Source organism: Acinetobacter sp. FDAARGOS_559, from assembly GCF_003940475.1.
Taxonomy (GTDB): domain Bacteria; phylum Pseudomonadota; class Gammaproteobacteria; order Pseudomonadales; family Moraxellaceae; genus Acinetobacter; species Acinetobacter baumannii.
Genome location: NZ_RKJG01000005.1, coordinates 3,283,329 through 3,308,334 on the forward strand (window position 1 = coordinate 3,283,329; position 25,006 = coordinate 3,308,334).

24 protein-coding genes, 5 tRNA genes and 1 other RNA gene are annotated in these 25,006 nt (G+C 40.1%); 15 read left to right on the top strand and 15 right to left on the bottom strand.

Features of this window, described 5'->3' with window-relative positions:
• Position 1 precedes the first annotated feature (1 nt).
• Both EGS71_RS17280 and EGS71_RS17285 read left to right on the top strand, forming a co-directional pair.
• Positions 2-1,783 carry a DUF2157 domain-containing protein gene (locus EGS71_RS17280; protein WP_002009411.1) on the top strand — a complete coding sequence of 594 codons (1,782 nt, stop codon included), beginning with the start codon at positions 2-4 and terminating at the stop codon, positions 1,781-1,783.
• Positions 1,783-2,343: a GDYXXLXY domain-containing protein gene (locus EGS71_RS17285; RefSeq protein WP_000716108.1), complete on the top strand. Its 561-nt coding sequence runs from the start codon at positions 1,783-1,785 to the stop codon at positions 2,341-2,343. The genes EGS71_RS17280 and EGS71_RS17285 overlap by 1 nt, the downstream gene beginning before the upstream one ends.
• 54 nt (positions 2,344-2,397) lie before the next feature.
• Here the strand turns inward: EGS71_RS17285 and panD are convergent, their stop codons facing one another.
• The 11 genes from panD to EGS71_RS17340 form a co-directional block, all read right to left on the bottom strand.
• Positions 2,398-2,778 (bottom strand): aspartate 1-decarboxylase, encoded by a 381-nt coding sequence (gene panD, locus EGS71_RS17290; RefSeq protein WP_000952664.1) that lies wholly within the window; start codon positions 2,776-2,778, stop codon positions 2,398-2,400.
• 131 nt (positions 2,779-2,909) lie between these two features.
• Positions 2,910-3,491: an aminoacyl-tRNA hydrolase gene (gene pth / locus EGS71_RS17295; protein ID WP_002009592.1), complete on the bottom strand. Its 582-nt coding sequence runs from the start codon at positions 3,489-3,491 to the stop codon at positions 2,910-2,912.
• Between the two features lie 20 nt (positions 3,492-3,511).
• Positions 3,512-3,808: a 50S ribosomal protein L25 gene (rplY, locus tag EGS71_RS17300; protein ID WP_001273421.1), complete on the bottom strand. Its 297-nt coding sequence runs from the start codon at positions 3,806-3,808 to the stop codon at positions 3,512-3,514.
• Positions 3,809-3,907: 99 nt separating this feature from the next.
• Positions 3,908-4,858 carry a ribose-phosphate pyrophosphokinase gene (locus EGS71_RS17305; RefSeq protein ID WP_001133287.1) on the bottom strand — a complete coding sequence of 317 codons (951 nt, stop codon included), beginning with the start codon at positions 4,856-4,858 and terminating at the stop codon, positions 3,908-3,910.
• Between the two features lie 36 nt (positions 4,859-4,894).
• Positions 4,895-4,969: transfer RNA gene (locus EGS71_RS17310), tRNA-Gln, on the bottom strand.
• A 91-nt stretch (positions 4,970-5,060) separates the two neighbouring features.
• A tRNA-Gln gene (locus EGS71_RS17315) sits at positions 5,061-5,135 on the bottom strand.
• A 21-nt stretch (positions 5,136-5,156) separates the two neighbouring features.
• A tRNA-Gln gene (locus EGS71_RS17320) sits at positions 5,157-5,231 on the bottom strand.
• 27 nt (positions 5,232-5,258) lie between these two features.
• A tRNA-Gln gene (locus tag EGS71_RS17325) sits at positions 5,259-5,333 on the bottom strand.
• Positions 5,332-6,165, bottom strand: coding sequence for a 4-(cytidine 5'-diphospho)-2-C-methyl-D-erythritol kinase (gene ispE / locus EGS71_RS17330; protein ID WP_000621870.1), 834 nt, complete (start codon positions 6,163-6,165; stop codon positions 5,332-5,334). The genes EGS71_RS17325 and ispE overlap by 2 nt, the downstream gene beginning before the upstream one ends.
• An 18-nt stretch (positions 6,166-6,183) precedes the next feature.
• On the bottom strand, positions 6,184-6,762 hold the full coding sequence (lolB, locus tag EGS71_RS17335) for a lipoprotein insertase outer membrane protein LolB (RefSeq protein ID WP_000039823.1): 579 nt from the start codon (positions 6,760-6,762) through the stop codon (positions 6,184-6,186).
• A 4-nt stretch (positions 6,763-6,766) separates the two neighbouring features.
• Positions 6,767-8,476 carry a tetratricopeptide repeat protein gene (locus EGS71_RS17340; RefSeq protein WP_001088484.1) on the bottom strand — a complete coding sequence of 570 codons (1,710 nt, stop codon included), beginning with the start codon at positions 8,474-8,476 and terminating at the stop codon, positions 6,767-6,769.
• Between the two features lie 88 nt (positions 8,477-8,564).
• On the opposite strand from EGS71_RS17340, the gene hemA reads away from it, so the two are divergent.
• Complete coding sequence (gene hemA, locus EGS71_RS17345) at positions 8,565-9,848, top strand: glutamyl-tRNA reductase (RefSeq protein ID WP_000007423.1); 1,284 nt, start codon at positions 8,565-8,567, stop codon at positions 9,846-9,848.
• Here hemA and EGS71_RS17350 read toward each other — a convergent pair.
• A complete protein-coding gene (locus EGS71_RS17350) occupies positions 9,845-11,710 on the bottom strand; it encodes a DNA primase (RefSeq protein WP_001007235.1) in 1,866 nt (621 codons plus the stop codon). The genes hemA and EGS71_RS17350 overlap by 4 nt on opposite strands.
• Before the next feature lie 157 nt (positions 11,711-11,867).
• Positions 11,868-13,025, bottom strand: coding sequence for an outer membrane protein assembly factor BamD (locus EGS71_RS17355; protein ID WP_000056810.1), 1,158 nt, complete (start codon positions 13,023-13,025; stop codon positions 11,868-11,870).
• A 71-nt stretch (positions 13,026-13,096) separates the two neighbouring features.
• Here EGS71_RS17355 and rluD point away from each other — a divergent pair, with 71 nt between their 5' ends.
• From rluD to EGS71_RS17370, 3 genes are all read left to right on the top strand, one after another.
• On the top strand, positions 13,097-14,149 hold the full coding sequence (gene rluD / locus EGS71_RS17360; protein WP_000199621.1) for a 23S rRNA pseudouridine(1911/1915/1917) synthase RluD: 1,053 nt from the start codon (positions 13,097-13,099) through the stop codon (positions 14,147-14,149).
• Between the two features lie 10 nt (positions 14,150-14,159).
• On the top strand, positions 14,160-14,897 hold the full coding sequence (gene pgeF / locus EGS71_RS17365) for a peptidoglycan editing factor PgeF (RefSeq protein ID WP_000397509.1): 738 nt from the start codon (positions 14,160-14,162) through the stop codon (positions 14,895-14,897).
• Positions 14,898-15,118: 221 nt separating this feature from the next.
• On the top strand, positions 15,119-15,670 hold the full coding sequence (locus EGS71_RS17370) for a flavodoxin family protein (RefSeq protein ID WP_000056378.1): 552 nt from the start codon (positions 15,119-15,121) through the stop codon (positions 15,668-15,670).
• 41 nt (positions 15,671-15,711) lie between these two features.
• Here EGS71_RS17370 and smpB read toward each other — a convergent pair whose 3' ends face one another.
• Positions 15,712-16,188 carry an SsrA-binding protein SmpB gene (gene smpB / locus EGS71_RS17375; protein ID WP_001029798.1) on the bottom strand — a complete coding sequence of 159 codons (477 nt, stop codon included), beginning with the start codon at positions 16,186-16,188 and terminating at the stop codon, positions 15,712-15,714.
• Between the two features lie 135 nt (positions 16,189-16,323).
• On the opposite strand from smpB, the gene coaD reads away from it, so the two are divergent.
• The 5 genes from coaD (at position 16,324) to EGS71_RS17400 (ending at position 18,937) form a co-directional block, all read left to right on the top strand.
• Positions 16,324-16,815: a pantetheine-phosphate adenylyltransferase gene (gene coaD / locus EGS71_RS17380; RefSeq protein ID WP_000047853.1), complete on the top strand. Its 492-nt coding sequence runs from the start codon at positions 16,324-16,326 to the stop codon at positions 16,813-16,815.
• Position 16,816: 1 nt separating this feature from the next.
• The gene (locus EGS71_RS17385; RefSeq protein ID WP_001979799.1) at positions 16,817-17,080 is read left to right on the top strand and encodes a YfhL family 4Fe-4S dicluster ferredoxin; all 264 of its coding nucleotides are present in this window, start codon (positions 16,817-16,819) and stop codon (positions 17,078-17,080) included.
• A 27-nt stretch (positions 17,081-17,107) separates the two neighbouring features.
• Positions 17,108-17,462: RNase P RNA component class A (gene rnpB / locus EGS71_RS17390), an RNA gene on the top strand.
• 64 nt (positions 17,463-17,526) lie between these two features.
• Positions 17,527-17,603, top strand: a tRNA-Met gene (locus EGS71_RS17395).
• Positions 17,604-17,752: 149 nt separating this feature from the next.
• Positions 17,753-18,937 (top strand): porin, encoded by a 1,185-nt coding sequence (locus EGS71_RS17400; protein ID WP_000830711.1) that lies wholly within the window; start codon positions 17,753-17,755, stop codon positions 18,935-18,937.
• A gap of 53 nt (positions 18,938-18,990) precedes the next feature.
• On the opposite strand, the gene EGS71_RS17405 is transcribed toward EGS71_RS17400, so the two are convergent.
• Positions 18,991-19,971: a LysR family transcriptional regulator gene (locus EGS71_RS17405; RefSeq protein ID WP_001061609.1), complete on the bottom strand. Its 981-nt coding sequence runs from the start codon at positions 19,969-19,971 to the stop codon at positions 18,991-18,993.
• A gap of 103 nt (positions 19,972-20,074) precedes the next feature.
• On the opposite strand from EGS71_RS17405, the gene EGS71_RS17410 reads away from it, so the two are divergent.
• Genes EGS71_RS17410 through cntA form a run of 4 tightly spaced genes read left to right on the top strand, consistent with a single transcriptional unit; the run spans position 20,075 to position 25,004 of the window.
• Positions 20,075-21,187 carry a tartrate dehydrogenase gene (locus EGS71_RS17410; RefSeq protein WP_001129656.1) on the top strand — a complete coding sequence of 371 codons (1,113 nt, stop codon included), beginning with the start codon at positions 20,075-20,077 and terminating at the stop codon, positions 21,185-21,187.
• A 20-nt stretch (positions 21,188-21,207) separates the two neighbouring features.
• Complete coding sequence (locus EGS71_RS17415; RefSeq protein ID WP_001984224.1) at positions 21,208-22,860, top strand: BCCT family carnitine transporter; 1,653 nt, start codon at positions 21,208-21,210, stop codon at positions 22,858-22,860.
• A gap of 11 nt (positions 22,861-22,871) precedes the next feature.
• The gene (locus EGS71_RS17420; RefSeq protein WP_000214726.1) at positions 22,872-23,846 is read left to right on the top strand and encodes an alpha/beta hydrolase; all 975 of its coding nucleotides are present in this window, start codon (positions 22,872-22,874) and stop codon (positions 23,844-23,846) included.
• 42 nt (positions 23,847-23,888) lie between these two features.
• Positions 23,889-25,004: a carnitine monooxygenase subunit alpha gene (gene cntA / locus EGS71_RS17425; RefSeq protein WP_001277084.1), complete on the top strand. Its 1,116-nt coding sequence runs from the start codon at positions 23,889-23,891 to the stop codon at positions 25,002-25,004.
• Positions 25,005-25,006: the final 2 nt, after the last annotated feature.

Consider the following 25,006-nt stretch of genomic DNA (forward strand, 5'->3'; position numbering starts at 1 on the left):
CATGCAGATAAGAGATTATTATCCTTTTAGGAATACTTTATTTATTCAGCATCTCCATATTTTCAGTTATGTATTTATGGCGCTCAGTATTCTGTACTTAATTGCTGCTAATTGGTTGATGCTTCCAGATAGCATTCAACTCATTATTCCACCTGTTATATTACTTATGATAGCTTGGGTGAGTATCAAAAAGACTTTAAGTGAGGGAGTAAGGCAAACTTTACATGGCATCTGCGGCTTAATGGTCGGTTTGAGTTTGGCTGTAATTGGGCAAGTTTATCAAACTGGTGCAGACAGTTATTTACTTTTCTTGATTTGGACTTTGCTTTTATTGCCGTGGCTATATCGACCAAATATTGGAATCTTTGCTTTAATTTGTATTACAAGCCAACTCACCCTATTTTTATTTTTTAAACAGACTTTCTGGGCAGAAAAATTTCCCTATCTTTATCTTTTTGCTCTAAATCTATTAAGTCTTGTGCAGTTTTGGATCTGTCAAAAGAAATATACGGCTTTACGTTTTATTTTTATTGCTTGGTTTGCTGTTATTTCAATAACAGGAATGATTCAATTCCTATCAAGTGAAAATTTACCTTATCTGATCTCGGCTTTTTTTCTAGGAATCATCGCTTTTTATTATTTTTTTACTAAAGATGATCAGTTGTGTGCCAGTTTAATGGCTGCTGTTCTTGGTGTGACGGCTACCATATGGCTTGTGGATGGTATTAATCAACTATTTAAAGATTCTAATGAGTTCATCTTTTTATTGATCGCGGGGATTATTTTTACTTGGTTTACACTCATTAGTTATTTCTTAATCAAGATTTTCCGTCAAAGCCGTTTTTATATCATTCCTTTGGCAATTGGTGCTTGGCTTGCTGGTCTAGCGCTTGCAGCATTTACTTTGGTGTTTTGGGAGACTATTTCCTTAATTATTGGAATCATCTTTGTTGCTGTAGCTATAACTTTACTAACAAAATCGCAAAGTTATTTCATCCGGCAGTTTGCATATTGTTTATTTGTGAGTGGACAGACTGCTTTTTTATTCCATCTTGGTTCTGAAACAGATCAAATTTTATGGGTATTGATTGCCCAGATCTTTATTTTATGTATTAGTTATTTTCTTAAGCCTCACTGGTTCTTTATTTTAATTCAAATGCTTGCAACTTATGGTATAGCAGTAATCTATCTACTACAAATGGATCATTCATTATGGTCCTTAAACTCTACTCAGACTTATTTAAATTTAGTCTTACTTAACTATTTGGTTTTTAGCTCGGTACTACTGATAGGAAGTAAAGCGGTCGTATCGTATAAGCGAAGTATCTTTTTATGTACGCTCGTTGTAATTTTGGTGAGTTCATTTTTTGATACCTTTATAGGATTAGCACTTGTTGATTCGGCTGATCAGTCACTATGGTTCCTTTATGCATTGCCGTGCGTATGGTTATTATGCTTTAGTTTTTTCTTTCTCTATCGGCAACTTCACGGTATAACTTTTTTTGCCTTTTTAGTTTTTGGTATATTACTTATTGCACTCGGTTATTTTGAAGTATTCATCTTATTTGTTATTTTGACATGGGCTTTAAAAAATAAAGATCGCATTGTTTACGGTGTTACGCTCATAGTATTTGCCTTTGTGCTTTGGCAACTTTATTACAGTTTACAATTAAGTTTTTTAGCTAAAAGTGCCTCAATCTTGGTGTCAGGCATTATATTGCTGGCTCTATATGGGCTACTTATGAAAGAAGCTAAAATTAATTGTATTAAGGGGGGAAAGTAATGAAAAAGCATTTCTCTCTTATGCTTGCAGTAGTCACTGTATTATTTTTTGCAGGTTTAGTCATGAAAAATGAATGGCACTTGCATCAGAGTAAAAGTATTTTTATTAAGCTGAAACCAGTTGATCCCCGTTCTATTCTACAAGGAGACTACATGGCGCTGGCTTATGAATTAAATTTACAATCTCTCAAAGCTTTGACAGGAAGTGAAAGTGAAGCTTTAGATCAGGTGATTTTTAATCATGCTTCTGTTCCAGCAAAAGTTATTTTAGATTCACGAAATCGAGTGATCCGTACGGTTTTAGACCCTAAATCTTTATCTAATGAGCAGAATTTAATTTTAAAAAATCCAGACAATCACTATCAATCTTTGTACCCAGCTTCTCGAAGTTTCTTATTCGCCGAAGGCTTAGCTCATTGCTATGAGAAAGCGAAATATGCTGAATTTAAGGTAAATGCAAAAGGAGAGGCGATTTTATTTGATTTACGTGGAGAAGAGCTACAGCCTCTAAATTGTAAGCAGCAACAGAGCTGGTGGAAGGGAACTGCCAGAAGTTTATAAAGTCTTATAAAAAAGCCCGTATTTACGGGCTTTTTATTATTTTTAAATCTTTAATTAGGCAACTTGCACCGGAATACAGTTCGCTGTGTGATTAACTGTGTTATCTGGGTTTGCATATACCAAGCGTGGTTTATGGGCATTTGCTTCAGCTTCTGTGAAATCACCAAAAGTAGCAATAATAACTAAATCGCCCACATCTGCTTGGTGAGCAGCGCCGCCATTTACTGAAATAATGCCAGAGTTATCTTCACCACGAATTGCGTAAGTTGTGAAGCGCTTGCCATTAGTTACGTTCCAAACGTGGATTTCTTCGTATTCACGAATACCAGCTAAGTCCATCAATACGCCATCAATTGCACAAGAACCTTCATAGTGAAGTTCAGCATGGGTTACAACTGCACGGTGAATTTTGCATTTTAATAAACGAGATAGCATGGCTAGCGTCTCCTGAGTAGATCTAAGATGAAGATCTTATGGTGAAATCTTTCGCCTTTGCCGCCGGCTAGGTGGCTGATGCGCATTTTGCTCCTAAAAAAGCAAGATAGCAAGCTTGATTGTTCAACAATTTAAGCTGGTTTATACGCATTAATTTGATTCATGGCCTGTGGTACTTGCCCTTGAACAAGTAACTTTACTTTAGAGAGAGCATGATCAATTGCTCCATCCATCAGGCTTTGTTCACTACTTGGTGCTTTCCCGAGCACATGTCCAGAAACTCTTTCTTTTGAGTCAGGATGTCCAATACCAATACGTAAACGATGAAAATTTGGGCCAATATGCGGGACAATATCACGTAAACCGTTATGACCGCCGTGTCCACCGCCTGTTTTGAGGCGAATTACACCAGGGTTCATATCAAGTTCATCATGAGCAATCAGAATTGCTTCAGGAGCAATTTGATAGAACTTTGAGAAAGGAACAACACTTTGTCCGGAACGATTCATATAAGTCATAGGTAGAAGTAAGCGAACATCATGCCCTTCTATATTACCACGACCACTGATTCCGTGAAATTTTGGATCATTTTTTAATGTAATGCCATATTTATCTGCAAGCTGTTCGACGAACCAGAAACCTGCATTATGGCGGGTTTGGGCATATTCTGAACCAGGATTGCCCAAACCAACAATTAGCGAAATATTTGACACTAATCTACGCCTTTAAACACTTATGCGCGTTTGAAGTCAGCGTGCATAGGAGTGTTTTTAGCTGGGTGACGTTGTAACGCTTGGATTTTAACGTTTTCAACTTTGTCACCTACTTTGATTTCAACAACTTCTTCAAAGAAAGCGTTGCTTTCTAAAGCTTTTACAAGCTCACGAAGTTCTAAAGTAACTGCTACAGGCTCAGCGTTACCACCGTAGATGATAGCTGGAACTAAAGATTCGCGACGAAGGCGGCGGCTCGCACCTTTCCCTTGTTTGTCTTCAGCACGCGCTTGAGCGTTTAATACGAAGTTTGCCATGAGATAAATCCTCATTAAAGATTAAATAAACTAAACTTGCGACCAGTTTAGTGATAGAAAACCCCAGCCAAAGCTAGGGTTAAGAAAAAAGCTGCAATATTATAAACTATCGAACATCGCGCTGATAGACTCTTCGTTATTAATACGACGAATCGTTTCAGCAACCATGCTAGCAACAGAAACTTGGCGAATTTTGCCTAAGTTTAATGCTTCTTCAGAAAGAGGAATTGTGTCAGTTACAACTAACTCATCAATAACAGAGTTACGTAAGTTCTCAATTGCTTTACCTGAAAGTACAGGGTGAGTTGCGTAAGCAACAACACGACGTGCACCGAATTGTTTAAGCGCATCAGCTGCTTTACACAATGTGCCAGCTGTATCAACCATGTCGTCTACGATAACGCAATCACGATCTTTTACGTCACCAATCAAGTGCATAACTTGCGACTCGTTGGCTTTTTGACGACGTTTGTCGATGATTGCTAAATCGATATCACCCATCTGTTTAGCAACGGCACGAGCACGTACAACACCGCCAACGTCAGGAGAAACCACCATAAGGTTGTCATGTTGTTGTTGACGTAAGTCAGCAAGCAAAGCAGGAGTACCGTAGATGTTGTCGACTGGAATATCGAAGAAGCCCTGGATTTGGTCAGCATGTAAGTCAATCATTACGACACGGTCAATACCAACAGTGGTAAGCATGTCTGCAACAACTTTCGCTGTGATCGGCACACGTGCAGAACGTGGGCGACGGTCTTGGCGAGCATAACCAAAATAAGGGATAACAGCAGTAATACGACCAGCACTTGCACGACGCAAAGCATCTGCCATAACCAAGATTTCCATAAGGTTGTCATTGGTTGGAGCACAAGTAGGCTGAACGATAAATACGTCTTTACCACGAACATTTTCAGTAATTTCTACTGAAATTTCACCATCAGAGAACTGACCGACTGATGCAGCACCTAGAGGGATATGTAAGTGACTTACGACTTTTTGAGCGAACTGTGGATGAGCATTTCCACTAAAAACGACAAGATTGGGCATGAAGCACCCTTGGCGGTTGGTATGTAATGAAGTAGATGGCAGGGGCGGCTGGATTCGAACCAACGGATGGCGGGATCAAAACCCGCTGCCTTACCACTTGGCGACGCCCCTAATGCGGCAGAACTTTAATATTTTTGCAATGCAATGTCAAGGTTAATCAACAAAAAGCAAGGCAATTAAGTCTGTCTTTTAAATAAGAGAATGGCAGGGGCGGCTGGATTCGAACCAACGGATGGCGGGATCAAAACCCGCTGCCTTACCACTTGGCGACGCCCCTAAATTCGATGCTGTATTAAGATGGCAGGGGCGGCTGGATTCGAACCAACGGATGGCGGGATCAAAACCCGCTGCCTTACCACTTGGCGACGCCCCTAATACAATCATCATTACAGGTGGAAAATGGCAGGGGCGGCTGGATTCGAACCAACGGATGGCGGGATCAAAACCCGCTGCCTTACCACTTGGCGACGCCCCTAACTTGCAACTTTAAAATGACGTAAAGGAGATTCTTTTAAACTATGTACCAAGTAAGCTTTACATGGTGCATGTTTAAGAATGTCATCAACATTCATTTCATCGGTTACCTCAGCAAAAACACAAGCACCTGTACCTGTAAGCTTTGCATGACCAAACTGGTCGAGATATTGCATTGCTTCTTCAACTTCAGGGTATAACTCTCTAGCCAGAGGCTCAAAGTTATTTCCGAAATTAGAAGGTTCTAACTGATAGGCGCAAAATGTAGTGGGCTTAGAATCTCTTGTCAATGTTTTTTGTGAAAAAAGCAGTTGAGTGCTGATAAAACAATCAGGTTTTAAAACAATGAATTGTTTTTGATCTAAGTCTATGAATGATAAATGTTCACCAATCCCTTCAGCCCATGCATTTAACCCATAAATAAAAATTGGAACATCGGCACCAAGCTTGACACCGAACTGAGCTAATTGTTCTTCAGTTAGACCACATTGCCATAATTGATTTAAGACAATAAGCGTCGTTGCTGCATTGGAAGAACCGCCACCTAAACCGGCACCCATCGGAATATTTTTTTCAATTTTTATATGGAGTCCGCAAGGATTTTGAGCGTGAGGGCGTAATATCTGTGCCGCCCGATAAATCAGATTTTGCTCAAGTTGAACCTCACCTAAACCTTCAATCTGAATCTCATCTTCAGATAAAGGCGTAAATGTCATCCAGTCATATAAATCAATAAGTTGGAAAATGGTTTGTAGTTCATGGTAACCATTTTCACGACGTCCTGTGATATGCAAAAACAGGTTGAGCTTAGCTGGAGAAGGTACTCGAATCATAGATTTATATAATAAGGATTAGCGGTTTTGGATCACCATTGTAATACGGTTTTCTTTATCTTCAGCAAGAGCCTGCTTTAAAACCAGTTTATTTGGTAGAGTTTGTTCACCATCATAACTAAAATTAACTGTCCAGCCATCTTCGATGAGTTGGCTCACACGATTTGCATTATCTTTACTAATTTGAGCACTTAAAGTTGCAGGTTTCGCTAAAATCCAACTGGTTAAATGAGTAATTGGTGCTTGCCAGCCAGTTGCACGCTCTAAAAGTTCTTCAGGAGATGCAGCCGTAATCAGTCCAGTTTTAGCACTGTTTAGAGTAACTTCACCAGGTTTACCCTGAATTTGTGTTTTTCCAACACCTAAAATACCGCTTAATTCGATATCGAAATTGTCTTGCTGTTGAATCCATGTAAAGAATGCACTACCAGTTTGTTGGGGAGTGCGTACTCCAATTTTACCTTGTAAATTGAAGTGTTTTTCGTCTTGTACTTGGTGGGTAACTGCAGCTTTAGGTTGAGTAAAATGCTGACAACCGGTTAAAAATAAAACACTTGATCCACAGATCGCTGTGCACAGTTGGGCAAGTTTGCTCATAAATTTAACTCTTTTTTGCAGATGTAGGTAAAATTAACGCATCAAGTTGTTGTAATTGTGGATCATTTGCGTGCTTTTGTTTCAGTTGTTGTAACACGGCACTGAACTGAGTTAATGATCCTTGCATATAAAGTGCCTTAGCGTAACGAATGCCAATATTTATGTTATGACTTAGTTCATATGCTTTGCCTAAAGCTTCCGCAGCCGCTTCATAATCATTTTGTAAAAATGCGATATAGCCTAGCGTATCAAGAATAGAAGCTTGTTCAGGGGCATATTCTAAAGCCTGTTCGGCATATTGACGTGCTTCCTTAAGCCTACGATTTTGCAAAGCTAATGTATAAGCATAGGCGTTTAGGTACGTTGGGCTATTGGGTTCTAACTGCAATAATTGTTTGAGTGTTTTATCGAGTTTATCGCGGTCAGTATAAGGGTCTAATAATAAAACTTCTGCATAGATGAGCTCCGGATCATCCGGTAAGTTTTTGATCGCTTCATCTAATAAATTTAATGCAGCTTTTTTATTGCCCATCTTCTTCAAAATTTCAGCTTGAGCTTGGTAAAGAAAGCTTGCATGCTGAGGATAATTGACTCGTTCTTGGGTTAAAAAGCGTAAAGCGTCGTGTAAGTTTTCTTGTTTATCATAGATCGCAATGAGATTGCGTCTTGAAACAATATACAAACTACCATCGACTAAACGGTAGTAAGCTTTAGCAGTTTCATAATGTTGTTTTCTTTCAGCATTAATCGCTAAGTAGTAATACGCCTCATTTTGATATTTTGCAGAGTTGCGTAAATCAACCAGATATTGTTCTGCTTTGTCATATTGCTTAAGGTCAATACTGGTTAAACCAGCAATAAACAAAGCCTCTTCAGCATGAGGATTGCTTTCAATAATTTTCTCTAATTTTTCAAGAGCAAGCTGGGGTTGATTAATCTGGATGAGATAACGTACTTCGGCTAGGCGAATATCTAGGTTTTTCTTATATTTACGGCTTGATTTTGCATACCATTTTAAAGCACCTTCCTGATCACTGAGTGCGATTAGTAAATTGGCTTTCATTAAGATAAAGCTGGTCACTTTAGGGCGACGGCGTAGTGCGCGATTAATGGTACTTAAGGCTGGTTCTAACTGACCATTTTGTGCTTCTAGGTTGGCAATAAGCGCTAAGATGGATGGGTTGTCTTTCTCTGCACTAGAACGTAAAGCAGTTAATAAAACTTCTCGATCCTGTGCATTTTCAGGTGCAATGCTTGCCAAAATTTGTTCAAGATCGGCAGTTGGATCTATTTTTAAAATTTTATCTAAAGTCTCGGCAGCAAGCTGATATTCATGTGTTTTTAGCGCAATATGCGATAAATAAAATAAAGCAGGGACATCTTTAGGCTCTTGAACAACCCAATGTGTTGCAATATTTAATGCAGCTTGTAAGTCGTTATATTCAAGTGCAACGTCTAATGCACGCTGTTTAATTGTTGTTGAGTTGCTTTTTATCGCAAGCACTGTGTAATTGTGCAGTGCTGTGGGAATATCGTCATAAGCTAAGGCAAATTCAGCAACCATACTCTGCTGTAAAGCCTGATCAAATGAATGCACGGCATAGGTCTCTTGCACTGGACGTGCATAGACATATGAGGACATGCTACCTAACAATAAGAATGTGGTAGAATACTGTCTTATCGAAGCACCGTTAAAATTAATACGGCTATTCATTTGACGCAATTTTTATTGATCCAAAGTAATGCTTTTTATGACACCGATGTTGCACAATAGCATAAATTTAGCGAAATGATGATCTGATATGTCTTTCTTTGCATTGGGTGTCAACCATCAAACAGCTTCTGTAGAACTCCGCGAGCAAATTGCTTTCAATGCAGAGCGATTAAGTAATTTGCTTGCCGAACAACGTCATCACGAGTCTTTAAAAGACTTAGTGGTTGTCTCAACGTGTAACCGTACAGAAGTCTACGCCATGGCGGAAGATGCCGAAAGCCTTCTGAAATGGTTAGCCGATGCCAATAATATTGATGTAAAGCAGTTAATTCATCATGTTTATCGTTACGAAAATGCTCAAGCCATCACACATTTAATGCGTGTAGCAAGTGGTTTGGACTCACTCATGTTGGGCGAACCGCAAATTTTAGGGCAGGTGAAAAGTGCTCTAGCATTGTCTAAAGAAGCGCAAACAGTTTCTCCAGAATTAAATAGTGTATTTGAGTACGCTTTTTACGCCGCTAAACGTGTGCGCTCTGAAACAGCTGTAGGTAGTCATGCCGTTTCAATGGGTTATGCAGTTGCCCAGCTCGCTTTACAGGTTTTTAGTAAACCTGAAAAACTAACGGTTATGGTGGTTGCTGCAGGCGAAATGAACAGCCTTGTTGCCAAGCATTTAGCCGAAATGGGCGTTGCTAAGATGATTATTTGTAATCGTAGCCGTGAACGTGCCGATCAATTGGCCCAAGAAATTGCACATCAAGTTGAAGTTGAGATTATTGATTTTTCAGATTTGGCTGAGAATCTATATCGTGCCGATGTTGTTTCAAGCTGTACGGGTAGTTTGCATCAGGTTATTGCTTATGCAGATGTCAAAACTGCATTAAAAAAACGCCGTTATCAGCAAATGTTAATGGTCGATTTAGCTGTACCGCGTGATATTGACCCTAAAGTAGAGTCGCTTGATGGGGTGTATTTATACGGCGTAGATGATCTACAAAGTGTGATCGATGAAAACTTGGCTCAACGTCGTCAAGCGGCTGTTGAAGCTGAGGTGATGGTTAATCAGCTAGCTACCCAGCTAATTACGCATCAAAAAGTCAAAGAGGCGGGCAGTACAATTCATGCTTATCGCCAACATAGTGAAGAAATTAGCCAGCGAGAGCTTACCCATGCATTAGAGGCTCTGCATCATGGTGGAAATCCTGAGCAAGTGTTGCAGCAATTTGCCCATCGTTTGACGCAAAAACTAATACATCCGACCTCTATGTTGTTGCGTGAAGCTGCAAAAGCAGAGAGTCCGGACTATTTTGAATGGTTACAGCAGCATTTACAGGATGTATTTGATCATGAGCGAAAACCCAAACGTTAAGAAAGAAGTCTTAAGCTAATTTGTTTGGTAAGTTCATTGAGTTGTTGTCTTAAGTTTCTTGACTCAACTAATGAGATTTTAGATTTTAGTTTTTGACGTAAATATCTTTCTTGTAAGCCTAAAGCATATTCTTTTGCGAGTTTATCTGCTACTTCCGGTGCTTGAGTTAAGGCTTGAATATTGGTCCTTTGCATAATATCTGCAATTTCATGGCAATAAGTGCTACAAGCACCTAAAACATAGTAGGTAGCTAGTTCTTGGTCATCAGGCAATTCGTCAAATATACGGTTTAAAATTGCTAATATTTTAGCCAACAGCTCATCTTGCGGAATATAAGCCCTTAATCCTTCAAAATGAATATAAAGAAACGGATGGTGCATCAAAATTGCAATTGCAAAGTCTTCATCTTTCGTTTGAATATTAAAAGATAGTGATGCATCGTGGCTAATTTGTGGAGTGAAGCGCTTACCTAAGCCTAATTTTTCACGGAAAGATTGGGTTAGTAGATAGCGAAAAGACCCTTGTTTTGGCAATAACTCGGTCAATTCTCTTAATTCGCCCATAACAAGACTCTTACCTTCGGGCGTACTAATGTCATGTTGCCCAGTAAGATGAGCAAAAACAAAGTCAGAAAGTAAAGGAGCTTGCTGTAGAAGCTTCTGGAAATTTTCCACCCCTTCACGGCGGATTAAAGAGTCAGGGTCATGGTCATTTGGCAATACAAAGAATTTGAGCTCACGACCATCATTGAGTAAGGGTAATGCAATTTCTAAAGTTCGGCGTGCGGCCTTTTGACCTGCAGCATCACCGTCAAAAGCAATCGTAATCCGGTTATTTTGTTTAAATAAGATATTAAGGTGTTCGGTATTACTTGCTGTTCCTAAAGTCGCAACTGCACCAGTAATGCCATATTGCTGTAAAGCAATGACATCCATATATCCTTCGACCATTAACCAGTCATTTGCTTTTAATTTTCGGCCTTCATATAGCCCATATAGTAATTGATTTTTGTGGAATACTTCCGAATCGGGCGAGTTGATGTATTTAGGTTTAATTTCATCATTGAGCGCACGACCACCAAAGCCAACTACACGGCCTTTAGGGTCCCGAATTGGAAAAATAACACGATCACGTAAAAGGTCGAAGTCACGACCACTATCGCTTGAACGGATGAGGCCAAGCTGCTTTAAGCCCTCAATATCATAAGGGAAAGCTTTTTCCAGATGCTGCCAGTCTTCAGGAGCATAACCTAAACGCCAGAACTGAATAGTCTGGTCACTTAAACCGCGTTGCTTAAAGTAATTTTTAGCTTTTTGACTAGTCGGTAATTGATGTTCATAAAACTGGGCAACATTTTCTAGAAGGTCATATAAATTACCTTCTTGTACTGGCTCATCAAAGCTAAATGGCTGTTCAAACTGGGCAAAGGGATCATCAAAATATACGGGTTCAAACGTATTGTACTGATCTTCTATAGGTGCTTGAGTAGTCGGTTCAGCAACCGTTTTGGGCGGTGTTGATTGTTTTGTAACTTGGCGTGTATAAGACAGTTTTTTATTATCAGTATTATCTTTTGGTAATTCGACTCCCGTATTACTCGATAATTCCTTCATCACATCAATAAAGTTTCGGTTATCAATGTCCATTAGGAAGCGAATAGCATTTCCGTTCGCCTGACAGCCAAAGCAGTGATAATACTGTTTATCGCGGTAAACATGGAAAGAAGGCGTTTTCTCTTGATGAAAAGGGCAACAACCAGAATAAGTTCGTCCGGTTTTTTTCAGTTTCACACGTTGACCAATCAGATCGACAATATCTGTGCGATCTAAGATCTGATCAATCGTATGCTGTGGAATTGCCATAATTCAGATAACCGTGTTTAAACTAATGATGCGATAGGTCAGATTATTCTGACATGATGAATCGAGATATGCCCGATAAATATTTTACTATTTTATAAAAACAAACAGGCAAGTGATATTACTTGCCTGTTTGTTGGTTATTTTTAAGCTTTATTGCTTATTGAGCAGCGTCATCTGCTTCGTTATCTGCTGGTGAGGCACTCGGTGCTTCATTCGAAGATGTTGCTGGTGCAATTGTTGTGCCTTCTGCTGCTTTTGGCTCAGGTTTATCTAGTAAACCGAAGCTTAAGCGATTAGTCCAACTACGTTCACTTTTTGGTGCTTCAACAGGTGTGTTAGTTGTTTCTTCCGCTTCTTCTTTACCTGAGTTGCCAATTAAACCAAAGCTTACGCGGTTTAGTAGACTACGTTTTGGTTCAGCTTCAGAAGAAGTAGTCGTATCTGGTGTTACAGACTTAGATTCACGACCAAGAATACCTAAGGTTGCACGGTTGATCCAGTTACCTTCTTTACGTGCAGCACGCATATTGACAGTGCCGTTTTTATTGACAAGGCTCGGATAATTAAGTTTTAAAACTTCGATGTATTGTTGCGAAGTTGCCTTATCACCTAATTGGTCATAGCTATATGCCAAAGTTGCTAAAGCTTCTGGTACTTGAGGTGTTTGTGGGTAGTGTTCAATCACCCATTGTGAACGTTCAGCCGCGGCAATCCATGCTTTACGTTTAACGTTAAAACGCGCTGCATTCATTTCACTTTCAGCAAGCTCTTGTCCAATAAACTTCATACGCTGTGCTGCATCGACAGAGTACTGGCTACTTGGGAAGCGACGAATAAGATCAACAAAGTTTTGATATGCAACTTTTAAATAACTCACATCACGATGAGATTGTTGCAAAGAGGTGTAACGCAACAAACTATCGTAGTTCATCTCCATATTAGATACGCCACGTACATAGTAAGCATAATCTACATTTGGATGCTGAGGATTTAAACGAATAAAACGTTCTGCGAGTGCAATCGCACCTTCATAATCTTTTTGCTTAAATTTTGAATAGAGAAGTTCAAGTTGTGCTTGTTGTGCGTATTGTCCAGTTGGATAATAAGTATCAATCGCTTCTAAAGATTTGGTAGCGTCAAGATATTGACCACGATCAAGAGCTTTTTGAGCCTTGTCAAAATATGCTTGTTCACTAGATTGAGGGCCAGTATCGACCACTTCTTTTTTACTTGGATTGCTGCTACAGCCCACAAATGCAGACGCTACACCTAAAGATAAGGCAAGCATCGTAATTTTATAACGTGGTAGCGACATAAAAACTCCTCTGTTATGTTGGGCAATGAGCTACAATTGCGCTATTAAACCACTTTTATCTAAATGATCAAATGACTTCAGCACAATCTTCAAACACAAACTTCTCTGAAACAGACTTCAATTTACTAGAAGATTCTGAGGATGCAGATAACCATACTTCTGATACAACTGCAACACGTTTATCGTTGCAAGTTCAGTTAGATGAAAGCTACTTAGGGCAACGTATCGACCAAGTGGCAGCCATGGTGTGGAGTGAGTTTTCACGCGAAAAACTTAAACAATGGATGAAAGAAGGTCATCTGTTGGTAAATGGTAACATTGTCAAACCTAAATATCGCTGCGAAGGCAATGAAACGCTAACTTTAAATGTTGAGCTTGAAGCACAGACCAACAGTCAACCAGAAAATATTCCACTCGATATTGTTTACGAAGATGAAGATATTTTAGTCATTAATAAACCGGTAGGTATGGTGGTTCATCCTGGCGCAGGTAATACCTCGGGTACTTTGGTCAATGCTTTGCTTTACCATTCACCTAAGTCAGCCGAGCTTTCACGTGCTGGTCTAGTACATCGTATTGATAAAGATACCAGTGGTTTACTAGTTGTTGCTAAAAATCTCGAAGCACAATTTTCTTTGAGTAAACAATTGGGAGATAAATCTGTTTATCGTATTTATGACTTAGTCACTTATGGCAATATTATTGCAGGTGGCACAATCGATGAGCCGATAAAAAGACATCCGGTTGACCGTGTAAAAATGGCAATTTTGCCGGGTGGGCGTGATGCTGTAACGCACTATAACGTGAAAGAGCGTTTTAGAGACTTTACTCGTGTACAAGCGCAACTTGAGACTGGCCGTACCCACCAGATTCGCGTTCACTTTAGTTATATTGGACATGGTTTGGTCGGTGACCAAGTTTATATGAACCGTGTACGTATTCCGGCAGGGGCATCTGAGTTACTCATCGAAACTTTACGCGGTTTTAAACGCCAAGCACTTCATGCAGCTAAATTGGGCTTAAAACATCCTCGTACTGGTGAAGAAATGTTATTCGAAGCACCATGGCCTGAAGATTTTACGCAGTTGGTTAATGTTTTACGTACAGAAAACGCTGCATATTAAGGACTGGTATATGGAATTTGTTCAAGGGTTACCTCAAGGCGTATTCGTAGGGCAGACACGAGTTCATCACCCTTTGGCATTACCAGCAGAGCAAACAGAGCTAACAGGTTTTAACCTTGCTTTGCACGTTAAAGACGAAGCTCAGCGTGTCCAGCAGCATCGGATAATGCTGTTAGATGAATTTGCTCAGTTTGGGGTTAAAAAAATGACATGGATGACCCAAACACATAGCACGATTTGCCATACAGTAAATGAACAAATTCCCTTTACAGCTTTAATTGGCGACGGCTTGATTACGCAAACCAAAGGTCATGCGTTAATGATGATGACAGCCGATTGTTTACCAGTCGTGCTTGGTAATGCTGAAGGTACAGAAATTGCTAACTTACATGCAGGTTGGCGAGGTTTAGCGGGAGGTATTATTGAAAATACAGTTGCTGCAATGCAGAGCCCTCCAACATGGGCATGGTTGGGTGCCGCGATTAGTCAACCTTGCTTTGAAATTGGAGCAGAGGTAAAAACTGCTTTTTGTAGTAAATATCCTGAATTGGAAACTGCATTTATTGATGGGGCAGCTCCAAATAAATTTCATGCTGATTTGTACGCAATTGCTCGTTTTATCTTACAGAGCCTAGGAGTTGAAAAAGTTTTAGGGGGAGATCAGTGTTCATACCAACAGCAAGATGAATATTTTTCTTACCGCCGTGAGGCTAAAACTGGCCGTATGGCAACTTTTGTTTTTATGTAGTTTTGAAAAATCATATTTCTTCTTAAGGATATGATTGTTGTAATAATACTCTCTTATGTTGTTTAAATTTCAAAATAGCATAAGAGAGTTTTTTTATTTTGAATTTTCTATATTTATTCAAGAAATTAAGGCAAGTACCGAGATTTCATGTTTATAGAGGAAGGTTTAGCAAGTTTTAATAAAATGATAAAATAGAAAAAATCGCTCAAAATATTAAGCTTATGTCTTTGCCTGAAAAACATCTCTCTATTGTCTATCACAGTCCTTATGGTCACACTGCAAAGGTAGCGTCTGCTATCGCAAGTGGCGCCGAAGTGATGGGCGTCAAAGTACATGTGATGAATATTGAGCATATTGATTGGGATGTTTTAGATGCCTCACAGGGCATTATTTTTGGTTCCCCAACTTATATGGGAAGCGTAACTGCCGATTTTAAAAAGTTTATGGATAGTACATCTAAACGTTGGAAAAATCGTTTATGGCAGGGTAAGTTAGCAGCGGGTTTTGCAAATTCGGGCGGTTTAAGTGGTGATAAACTGGCGGTTCTGCAACAACTTAATATTTTTGCGATGCAGCACGGCATGTTGTGGTCAGGTTTACCTTTAATGACAACAGGCCATACTGAAACCGATTTAAACCGTTTATCGAGCTGTTTAGGGTTGATGACTCAATCAGATAATGCACCTGTTGAAATTACACCGCCGCAAGGTGATTTAGATACGGCTAAATGGTTTGGTGAATATATTGCTGGGCTTTTATATAGATTAAATTAGTGAAAAATAAAAAAGCCTCTATAAAGAGGCTTTTTAGTCTATTACTTATGAAATATACGTGCTTTATCACGTTGCCAGTCACGTTCTTTTTCAGTCGCACGTTTATCGTGAAGTTGTTTACCTTTCACGAGTGCAATTTCAAGCTTAACCAGATGACCTTTCCAGTAACATGCTAATGGAACGCACGAATAACCTTTTTGGTTCACCGCACCCATAAGCTTTTCAAGTTCACGACGAGATAATAATAATTTTCGTGTACGTGTAGCTTCCGGCACAATATGTGTAGATGCAGAAAGGAGTGGTTGAATCTGAGCACCAAATAAGAATGCTTCACCATTTTTAAAAATGACATAACTTTCTGTCAAACTCATACGACCGGCACGTAAAGATTTTACTTCCCAGCCTAGTAAAGACATGCCAGCTTCAAATTTTTCTTCGATAAAATAATCATGACGGGCACGTTTGTTTTGTGCAATGGTTCCGCCATTATGTTTCTTTACTACTGTTGCTTTCGCCATAATTCAAACTTCCACAATTGTCCCTATTGTGCCGTAAACTGATGCCAAGGTGAAGTTTTTTCCCACATATCAATATTTCGTCTCATGTATAACTTTTGCTAAAATAGGCGCACAATACAATTAGAGTACTAGCGGATGTCTAAAACGCGTGTAATTTATCCTGGAACATTTGACCCTATCACGAATGGGCACGTTGATTTAGTTACTAGAGCATCAAGAATGTTTGATGAAGTTGTAGTAGCGATTGCAATTGGACATCATAAAAACCCTTTGTTCAGCTTAGAAGAAAGAGTCGCACTGGCGCAATCATCATTAGGCCATCTATCAAATGTTGAGTTTGTAGGTTTTGATGGTTTGTTGGTTAACTTTTTTAAAGAACAAAAGGCCACAGCAGTACTTCGTGGTTTAAGAGCAGTTTCTGACTTTGAATATGAATTTCAACTGGCCAATATGAACCGTCAGCTTGATCCACATTTCGAGGCGGTGTTTTTAACACCTTCTGAACAGTATTCTTTTATTTCTTCGACATTAATTCGAGAAATTGCTCGTTTAAAAGGAGATGTAACCAAGTTTGTTCCGCAAGCTGTGGTTGAAGCCTTTGAACGTAAACATCAACAAGGTTGGTAACGTGTCGTTATATATCACTGATGAATGCATAAACTGCGATGTTTGTGAACCAGTTTGTCCCAATGAAGCGATCTTTATGGGCGAAGTGATTTATGAAATCAATCCGGATTTATGTACAGAGTGCGTTGGTCACCATGACCAGCCACAGTGCCAATTATTTTGTCCAGTAGACTGTATTCCAAAAGATCCGCAGCATGAGGAAACGGAAGAACAGTTACTCGACAAATATAAAAGACTAATTGCTCAAAAAAGCACAAGCAATTAGTCAATAAATTTGTTAATATGCGCCCTCGAAGTGAGCCGGATGGTCGCTGCTGTGGAGGTCTCCGTGACTGAAGCAGGAGAGGAAAGTCCGGGCTTCATAGGGCAGGGTGCCAGGTAACGCCTGGGCGGTGAAAGCCGACGGAAAGTGCAGCAGAGAGTAGACCGCCTCATTCGTGAGGTAAGGGTGAAAGGGTGCGGTAAGAGCGCACCGCGTGTCTGGTAACAGTTCACGGCATGGCAAACCCCACCAGAAGCAAGACCAAATAGGAATCCTAGGTGCGGCCCGTACTGGATTCGGGTAGGTCGCTTGAGCGTATGAGTGATTGTACGCCTAGAGGAATGACCATCCTCGACAGAACCCGGCTTATAGGCTCACTTCACCTCATTTTATTGAAAATTTTTCTTGACGCGCGGTTAAGAAGCTAAGATAATGCGCGCACAGTTTACGGCTATGTAGCTCAGTTGGTTAGAGCACCGCACTCATAATGCGGGGGTCACAAGTTCAAGTCTCGTCATAGCCACCATTTTACAGACCACGCTCCTGCGTGGTCTTTTTTTATGCTTGTCTTTTTGATTAAACACAGTTTGTAAAGACCGACTTCATAGTTCTGGCATTGTTTGTCTAAGCCAATTTCTTCATGTTCTTATAACACTTAACAAGGATGTTGAAGACATGAAAAGGTCATTATTATTTTTAGGAATTCTAAGTTTAACTGCTGGAGCACAAGTCTCTGCAGCTGATTTGAGTTGGGGTGATCCAACTTTAGATTCGGGTCAATTTAAAGTATCTGGTGCAGTACGTTCTCGTTATTTACATAAAGATTATGTGGTCGGGGCCAATGAAGGTTCCCAAAATGATGACTGGCGACTTACTGATATTAAATTAGTGTTAGGTTATGAAAACCCAAACTGGATTGCAGGAGCAGATGCTCGCTGTTATCAATATGATCGCTTGTGTGATGCGATTTTTCTGAAAAAAGCTTGGGTAGGGTATAAGTTATCTGACCAACAAAGAGTCACGGCAGGTTTGCAGCCTGTTGATTTTGGCTTTGGTGAATTTTGGGGAAGTAGTTATTACGAAACGCTTTTAAATACCGTTGGTTTAGAAGATATTGATAATCTGGGGATTAAATATAAATTTGCAGATGACAAATACAATTTAACCTTAGGATTCTATCCAACTGATGGAGGAAATTATAAGGGGACATCAAAAGACTCAAGCCGATATAGTGGTAATTTCGTTGAAGCTGATGATTTAACTACAGGAACCAATATTGAAGAAAAAAATATGTGGATTGCACGGGCCTCTAGAAAATTTGAGCTTGATAAAGCTCAAAAACTTTCGACCGAGTTAGGTGGTTCAGTTTGGTATTCTGATTTAGAAAATAAAAGAACAGACGAAGATGGACACCGCAAATCATGGAATGTATTTGCTCAAACGCAATATCAAGCATGGCAATGGATGTTCTTAGCAGGTAAGCAAGATGTCACTAATGGCGATAATTTATTGCCAAATAGCTCAACCATTGGAGCATTTGATTACCCGTATCAAGTTGCTAACAAAGGAAAATATCTGGTCAATGAAATTAACTATACCTTTGCTCAGCCATTCCACAAAATTGAAAATATTAAGCCCTATATCTCTCATAGCCGCTTTTTCAAAGATGAGGAGGGATATAAAGACTCTGAGCGTTTAATTGCAGGCGTTTATTTTAATTACAAAGCCATTGGTATTCAGGGTGAATATATTATGAGTAAAAATGATCCAATGGTAGGTGGTGGGGCGAATGGCCTTGCACAAGGTAGCAGTAATGATTGGGATAAACTGTTTTATCTTTCAATTGGATATTATTTCTAAAAGTTAAAAGTAAACTATTGCCCTAAGTGAACAGGCCCACTTAGGGCTTTTTTTTATAGAAAGACTTTTTCAGGTGGTGGCTCTCGTTTGACGGCTGGTGAAATGAGTTGTCCACGGCTTAGGTTTTGCACATGCTGTAAACGATTGAGCAATTCGTTTTGAATAAACAAAATACAGGTTTGTAATTTAGATGAGCTTTTGAGTCGTGATGGATAAACTGCCCAGACATCTGCATCTTGCCAGTACTCAGGCAAAATATGCTGAAGTTGGCCGGTAATCAATTCATCTGCAACATCCCAAATCGAACGGAAAATAATACCGTGACCTTCTATGGCAAGTTGATGAATAATTTCACCGTTATTTGAAACAAAGCGGGGTTTGATATGCACTGAGACATCTTCGGAAGCATGCCTAAATTTCCATAAAACCGAGGATTGGTCGCGTTCACTAATTGTTAAACAGTCATGTGTTTGCAAATCTTCAATACTGTCAGGTACACCGTGTTTAAGTAAATAACTCGGTGACGCGCACAAAATACGAAAATTAGAAGCCAGCTTCTTCGCAATCATATTGGGTGCAATTTCATTACCAATTCTAATGTCTAAATCAATACTGTGTTGAATCAGGTCTTTGGTGTTGTCGATGGTATCAAAATGAATCTGTAGTTTTGGATACAGCATCATTAATTTAGACAAAATTGGTGCGACATGTTTTCTGCCAAAACCAAAGCTACTAATAATATCCATACGACCCGTGGGTGTACTCAGCGGGTTATTGACCAGTTCGCAGACTTCATCAAATTCTTCAAGAATATTTGAAACTCTCTCAAGTATGAGTTTGCCATCTTCTGTCAGGCTAACGTGACGTGTACTGCGGTGAAAAAGTTTGCAGCTCAACGTGTTTTCTAAAATATTAATTCGCTTGCTAATAAAAGCTGGCGATGTCCCGAGTTCCTCAGCAGATTCGACAAAACTTTTTAGTTTGGCGACTGTGCAAAAAACCTTTAAATCCGATAGGTTAGGTAGATTATTCACGATCCGTGTCCATTGGAGTGATAGTTCTGTTGTTGATCATTTTTGCTTAAAACATCATGTTTAAGCCATACAAGGATATTAGTCGAAGGTGTGAAGGAAGCTTATGGCAAAAAGATATAAAGTTGCCACGATTGCAGGCGATGGCATTGGTTTAGAAGTTCTACCAGAAGGTATTAAGGTTGTAAAGGCAGCAGCAGAGAAGTACGGCATTGATCTTCAGTTAGATGCTTTCGATTGGGCAAGCTGCGATTACTATCTTGAGCACGGCAAAATGATGCCAGATGACTGGTTTGAAACTTTACAGGGCTACGATGCAATTTATTTTGGTGCTGTAGGCTGGCCAGATAAAGTGCCTGACCATATTTCGCTTTGGGGTTCGCTGCTCCAGTTCCGTCGTGGTTTTGACCAATATGTGAATTTACGTCCAGTGCGCTTAATGCCGGGTGTGAAATGTCCATTGGTAGGTAAAAAACCGGGCGATATCGACTTCTACGTGGTTCGTGAAAATAGTGAAGGTGAATACTCAGCCATTGGTGGTAAAGCTTTTGAAGGTACAGACCGCGAGTTTGTTTTACAAGAAGCCGTATTTACACGTCATGGCGTAGATCGAATTTTGCGTTATGCATTTGAGTTTGCAAATCAGCGAGATGCGAAAAAAATTACCGCAGCGACCAAGTCAAATGGTATTGCAGTGAGCATGCCGTATTGGGATGAGCGTGTTGATGCGATGGCAAAACAGTATCCACAAATTCAAGCTGATAAACAGCATGTTGATATTTTAGCGGCTCGTTTTGTTTTACAACCTGAACGTTTTGATGTGGTTGTGGCATCGAATTTATTTGGCGATATTCTTTCCGATTTAGGTCCTGCATGTACGGGAACCATTGGTTTAGCGGCATCGGCAAATTTAAACCCAGAAAGAAAATTTCCATCACTGTTTGAACCTGTCCATGGTTCAGCACCAGATATTTACGGTAAACAAATTGCCAACCCAATCGCTGCGATTTGGTCGGGTGCCATGATGTTCGAATTCTTTGGTGAAGAAGACGAGCGCTGTATCCAAGCGGGTCAAGACATTATGCAGGCGATTGAGAATGTATTAATTAATGGCCCAAAAACAGCCGATATCGGCGGTCAGGCAAAGACTTATGAGGTAGGAGATGCAATTGCATCATGTGTAGCCCAAACTAAAATGGACGTATTCGCTATGGAATAACGCCATCCAAAAATGGATGTATGGATATGGATAATCAAAACACAAAAATTTATACGGATAAATTTCTTGCCGTAACCAGCTTACTGTTTGTATTTATTTCAGTTGCTGGTTTGGCGATTTATTCGCAAGAATCGATAAAGATTGCTGCAACGTGGATGCAGTGGACGACATCGGTATTTACAACTCCAGTATTACTATTTGCTTTTTTAGCTATCATTTTTACTTTTGGTCTTGCCTTTAGTAAATACGGAAAAATTAAGCTTGGAGAAGGAAAACCTCAATACAGCACAATGTCATGGATTTTTATGTTCATCTTGTCGGGTATTGGGTCTTCTACATTGTACTGGGGCTTTTTGGACTGGGCCTACTATTATCAAACTCCAGGTTTGAGCTTACCACCTGAGTCAGCAGAAGCATTGAAATATAGCGTGGCTTACTCGTTTTTTCACTCTGGCTTAAGTGCTTGGGCAATTTATGCTTTGGCATCAATTTCTTTGTGCTACAGCTATCATGTGAGAAAAAACAAGGGTTTAAGTTTAGCTTCAGTGATTGAGGCTGTGACAGGCTTTAAATCAACCGGCGTGGTTGGTCGTTTAGTCGACTTAATGTTCTTGCTTTGCATGTTCGGTGCATTGACGATTTCATTAGTACTCACTGCCGTGACATTTACCAATATTTTGTCTCAGCTCACAGGTATTCCAAATACCTTTATGACCAAGGTCATCATTATTTTGGCAGTTTCAGTTCTGTTCGCACTCAGTTCATATGTAGGTATGGACAAGGGCATGCAACGTTTAAGCCATATGGTGTGCTTGGGTGTAGTGTTATTTGCAATTTATGTACTTTGCTTTGGTCCGACCCAATTCATTTTGAATAATTCATTAATGAGTTTCGGGTTAATGGCAACTAACTTTGTTGATATGAGTTTGTTTACCGACCCAATGGGTGATGGCAAGTTTACTCGTGAATGGACTGTTTTCTACTGGTTATGGTGGATTTCATATGCACCGGGTGTGGCACTCTTTGTAACGCGTGTTTCTAAAGGTCGTACCATTAAAGAAGTGATCTTTGCCATGGTCATTGGTGGCAGTGTCGGGCTTTGGTTCATCTTTGGAGTATTTGAAAATTACAGCGTTTATAGCTTTATTCATGGAGCTGTAAATGTGCCACAAATCTTGAGCCAACAAGGTGGTGAGGTTGCGATTGGTCAATTGCTTAGTCTGTTACCTGCCGGAAAACTCATGATGTGGATTTTCCTCGGCATTATGGTGGTGTTCTTGGCAGCGCATATGGATGCAGTCGGGTATGCGGTTTCAGCAACATGTACACGCGGTTTAAGTGAAGGGCAAGATCCATCGCCAAATGCACGTTTGTTCTGGTGTGTCATGCTGACCTTAGTTCCAATTGCCATGATCTTTAGTAAAGCACCATTAGACACCATGAAAACGGCAACTATTGTGACGGCTTTACCATTCATCGTGATTATTCTGATTCAGACCTATGGCTTAGTGAAATGGCTCATACAGGATTATGCCAAAGTCCCATCACATTTAATTGAGCAACAAGGTTATGATGATCAGGAGATTGGTTTAAACCAGACTCAAGATGAACATGCAAAACGGATGCAGCTTGAGCTTGCAAGCTCAATCAAACTGGATAGAAAAACCAGCTAGAGGGAACGGTAATGACGACATATGAACAGGCTACTTATGCCTTAAGTGAAGAAATGCAAAGCCTTGTGTATTGGAGCAGCATTTATTCACCAGCAGATGCAGATATTGACTCAGTCCGTGCGGCATATGATGCCATGTGCCGACACTACACTTTGCCACGTGATGACAAGTTAGATGTAGAAGATCGAGTGATTGCAAATGAAGAGCATCCTGTGCCTGTTCGTGTGTATTTACCAAAAACAAATCGACCTGAGTCTGGTTGGCCATGTGTGTTGTATCTACATGGCGGTGGTTGGATGGTGGGTGGACTCGATTCACATGAGTTTATTACCAGTTATTTGTGTAAGGACTTAAATGCGGTTGTTATTAGTGTGGATTACCGCTTGGCACCAGAGCATCGCTTTCCAGCAGCCTTTGAAGATTGTTTAGCAGTCTATCACTGGCTTAAACAACATGGTTCAGCTTGGCAAATCGATAGTGAAAATATCGTTCTAGCAGGTGATAGCGCAGGCGGTAATTTAGCAGCAGCTCTTGCAGTGGAGCTACAACATAGTGGTTTGCAAGCTCAAGGGCTGGCATTGGTTTATCCATGTTTAACGACAGCATTTGATACCCCATCCGCACAAAAGCACGCCCATGCGCCGTTGTTAACGACAGAAGATATGCATTTTTATTTAAAGGAATATGCTCCGGACTCACAAGATTGGCAGGATTTACGTCTAGCTCCTTTATTGGCGACGGACTTTTCAGATATGCCTACAAGTTTTGTGGCTGTTGCAGAATATGACCCTTTAAGTGATGACGGTTATCTCTTTACCCAAAAACTGGAACAAGCAGGCATCCCTAACGAGTTTCATTTAGGTAAAGGTTTATTACATGGCAGTTTACGTCTGATGCGTGACTGTCCGGAAGTTCAACATTTATATCAAAACATGCTAAGTGCAATACGTCGCATGTTGAGCAGTGCCGAAAAGACATCAATTTAATATCGAGTCATTTGGACGAAAAGAATTTAATGGAGTAAAAACATGAGTGCAGTTGAAAAATTACCTGAAGATTTTTGCGCAAACCCAGATGTTGCATGGACTTTCCCTAAAGTTTTCTATACTTCATCTCAAGTTTTTGAGCACGAGAAAGAGGCAATCTTTGCTAAAAGCTGGATTTGCGTTGCACATGGTAGTGAGTTGGCTCAGCCAAATGACTATATTACCCGTAAAGTAATTGGTGAAAATATTGTCATCATTCGTGGTAAAGATAGTGTTCTACGCGCATTTTATAATGTGTGTCCGCACCGTGGTCATGAACTTTTAAGCGGTAGTGGTAAAGCAAAAAATGTAATTACCTGCCCATATCATGCATGGACGTTTAAGCTAGACGGTAGCTTGGCATTGGCACGTAACTGTGACCACGTTGAATCTTTCGATAAAGAAAACTCAAGCATGGTGCCTTTAAAAGTCGAAGAATATGCAGGTTTCGTATTTATTAATATGGATGAAAATGCGACTTGTGTAGAAGACCAGCTACCGGGCTTTGCTGAACGTTTAAATCAAGCATGTGGTGTGATTAAAGATTTAAAATTGGCAGCACGCTTTGTGACAGAAACACCAGCAAACTGGAAAGTGATTGTTGATAACTACATGGAATGCTACCACTGTGGACCTGCACATCCAGGCTTTGCTGACTCTGTACAAGTCGATAAATACTGGCACACAACGCATCAAAACTGGACATTGCAATATGGTTTTGCACGTTCATCTGAGAAGTCATTCAAACTTGATCCATCAGTAACAGATCCTGAGTTTCATGGTTTCTGGACTTGGCCTTGCACCATGTTCAACGTACCACCAGGCAGCAACTTCATGACAGTTATTTATGAATTCCCTGTTGATGCAGAAACAACTTTGCAGCATTACGATATTTACTTTACGAACGAAGAACTGACTCAAGATCAAAAAGATTTGATTGAGTGGTATCGCAATGTATTCCGCCCGGAAGATTTGAACTTGGTAGAGAGCGTACAACGTGGATTGAAATCACGTGGTTATCGTGGTCAAGGCCGTATCATGACTGACAAGCAACGTTCTGGTATCAGTGAGCATGGTATTGCTTACTTCCAACATCTTGTGGCGCAGTACCATCAATAAAA

What these genes read in the sequence shown, in the direction of transcription:
- EGS71_RS17280 (WP_002009411.1), top strand. Translation starts at nt 2, where the DNA reads ATGCAGATAAGAGATTATTATCCTTTTAGGAATACTTTATTTATTCAG.
- EGS71_RS17285 (WP_000716108.1), top strand. Translation starts at nt 1,783, where the DNA reads ATGAAAAAGCATTTCTCTCTTATGCTTGCAGTAGTCACTGTATTATTT.
- panD (WP_000952664.1), bottom strand. Translation starts at nt 2,778, where the DNA reads ATGCTATCTCGTTTATTAAAATGCAAAATTCACCGTGCAGTTGTAACC.
- rplY (WP_001273421.1), bottom strand. Translation starts at nt 3,808, where the DNA reads ATGGCAAACTTCGTATTAAACGCTCAAGCGCGTGCTGAAGACAAACAA.
- EGS71_RS17305 (WP_001133287.1), bottom strand. Translation starts at nt 4,858, where the DNA reads ATGCCCAATCTTGTCGTTTTTAGTGGAAATGCTCATCCACAGTTCGCT.
- ispE (WP_000621870.1), bottom strand. Translation starts at nt 6,165, where the DNA reads ATGATTCGAGTACCTTCTCCAGCTAAGCTCAACCTGTTTTTGCATATC.
- lolB (WP_000039823.1), bottom strand. Translation starts at nt 6,762, where the DNA reads ATGAGCAAACTTGCCCAACTGTGCACAGCGATCTGTGGATCAAGTGTT.
- EGS71_RS17340 (WP_001088484.1), bottom strand. Translation starts at nt 8,476, where the DNA reads ATGAATAGCCGTATTAATTTTAACGGTGCTTCGATAAGACAGTATTCT.
- hemA (WP_000007423.1), top strand. Translation starts at nt 8,565, where the DNA reads ATGTCTTTCTTTGCATTGGGTGTCAACCATCAAACAGCTTCTGTAGAA.
- EGS71_RS17350 (WP_001007235.1), bottom strand. Translation starts at nt 11,710, where the DNA reads ATGGCAATTCCACAGCATACGATTGATCAGATCTTAGATCGCACAGAT.
- EGS71_RS17355 (WP_000056810.1), bottom strand. Translation starts at nt 13,025, where the DNA reads ATGTCGCTACCACGTTATAAAATTACGATGCTTGCCTTATCTTTAGGT.
- rluD (WP_000199621.1), top strand. Translation starts at nt 13,097, where the DNA reads ATGACTTCAGCACAATCTTCAAACACAAACTTCTCTGAAACAGACTTC.
- pgeF (WP_000397509.1), top strand. Translation starts at nt 14,160, where the DNA reads ATGGAATTTGTTCAAGGGTTACCTCAAGGCGTATTCGTAGGGCAGACA.
- EGS71_RS17370 (WP_000056378.1), top strand. Translation starts at nt 15,119, where the DNA reads ATGTCTTTGCCTGAAAAACATCTCTCTATTGTCTATCACAGTCCTTAT.
- smpB (WP_001029798.1), bottom strand. Translation starts at nt 16,188, where the DNA reads ATGGCGAAAGCAACAGTAGTAAAGAAACATAATGGCGGAACCATTGCA.
- coaD (WP_000047853.1), top strand. Translation starts at nt 16,324, where the DNA reads ATGTCTAAAACGCGTGTAATTTATCCTGGAACATTTGACCCTATCACG.
- EGS71_RS17400 (WP_000830711.1), top strand. Translation starts at nt 17,753, where the DNA reads ATGAAAAGGTCATTATTATTTTTAGGAATTCTAAGTTTAACTGCTGGA.
- EGS71_RS17410 (WP_001129656.1), top strand. Translation starts at nt 20,075, where the DNA reads ATGGCAAAAAGATATAAAGTTGCCACGATTGCAGGCGATGGCATTGGT.
- EGS71_RS17415 (WP_001984224.1), top strand. Translation starts at nt 21,208, where the DNA reads ATGGATATGGATAATCAAAACACAAAAATTTATACGGATAAATTTCTT.
- EGS71_RS17420 (WP_000214726.1), top strand. Translation starts at nt 22,872, where the DNA reads ATGACGACATATGAACAGGCTACTTATGCCTTAAGTGAAGAAATGCAA.
- cntA (WP_001277084.1), top strand. Translation starts at nt 23,889, where the DNA reads ATGAGTGCAGTTGAAAAATTACCTGAAGATTTTTGCGCAAACCCAGAT.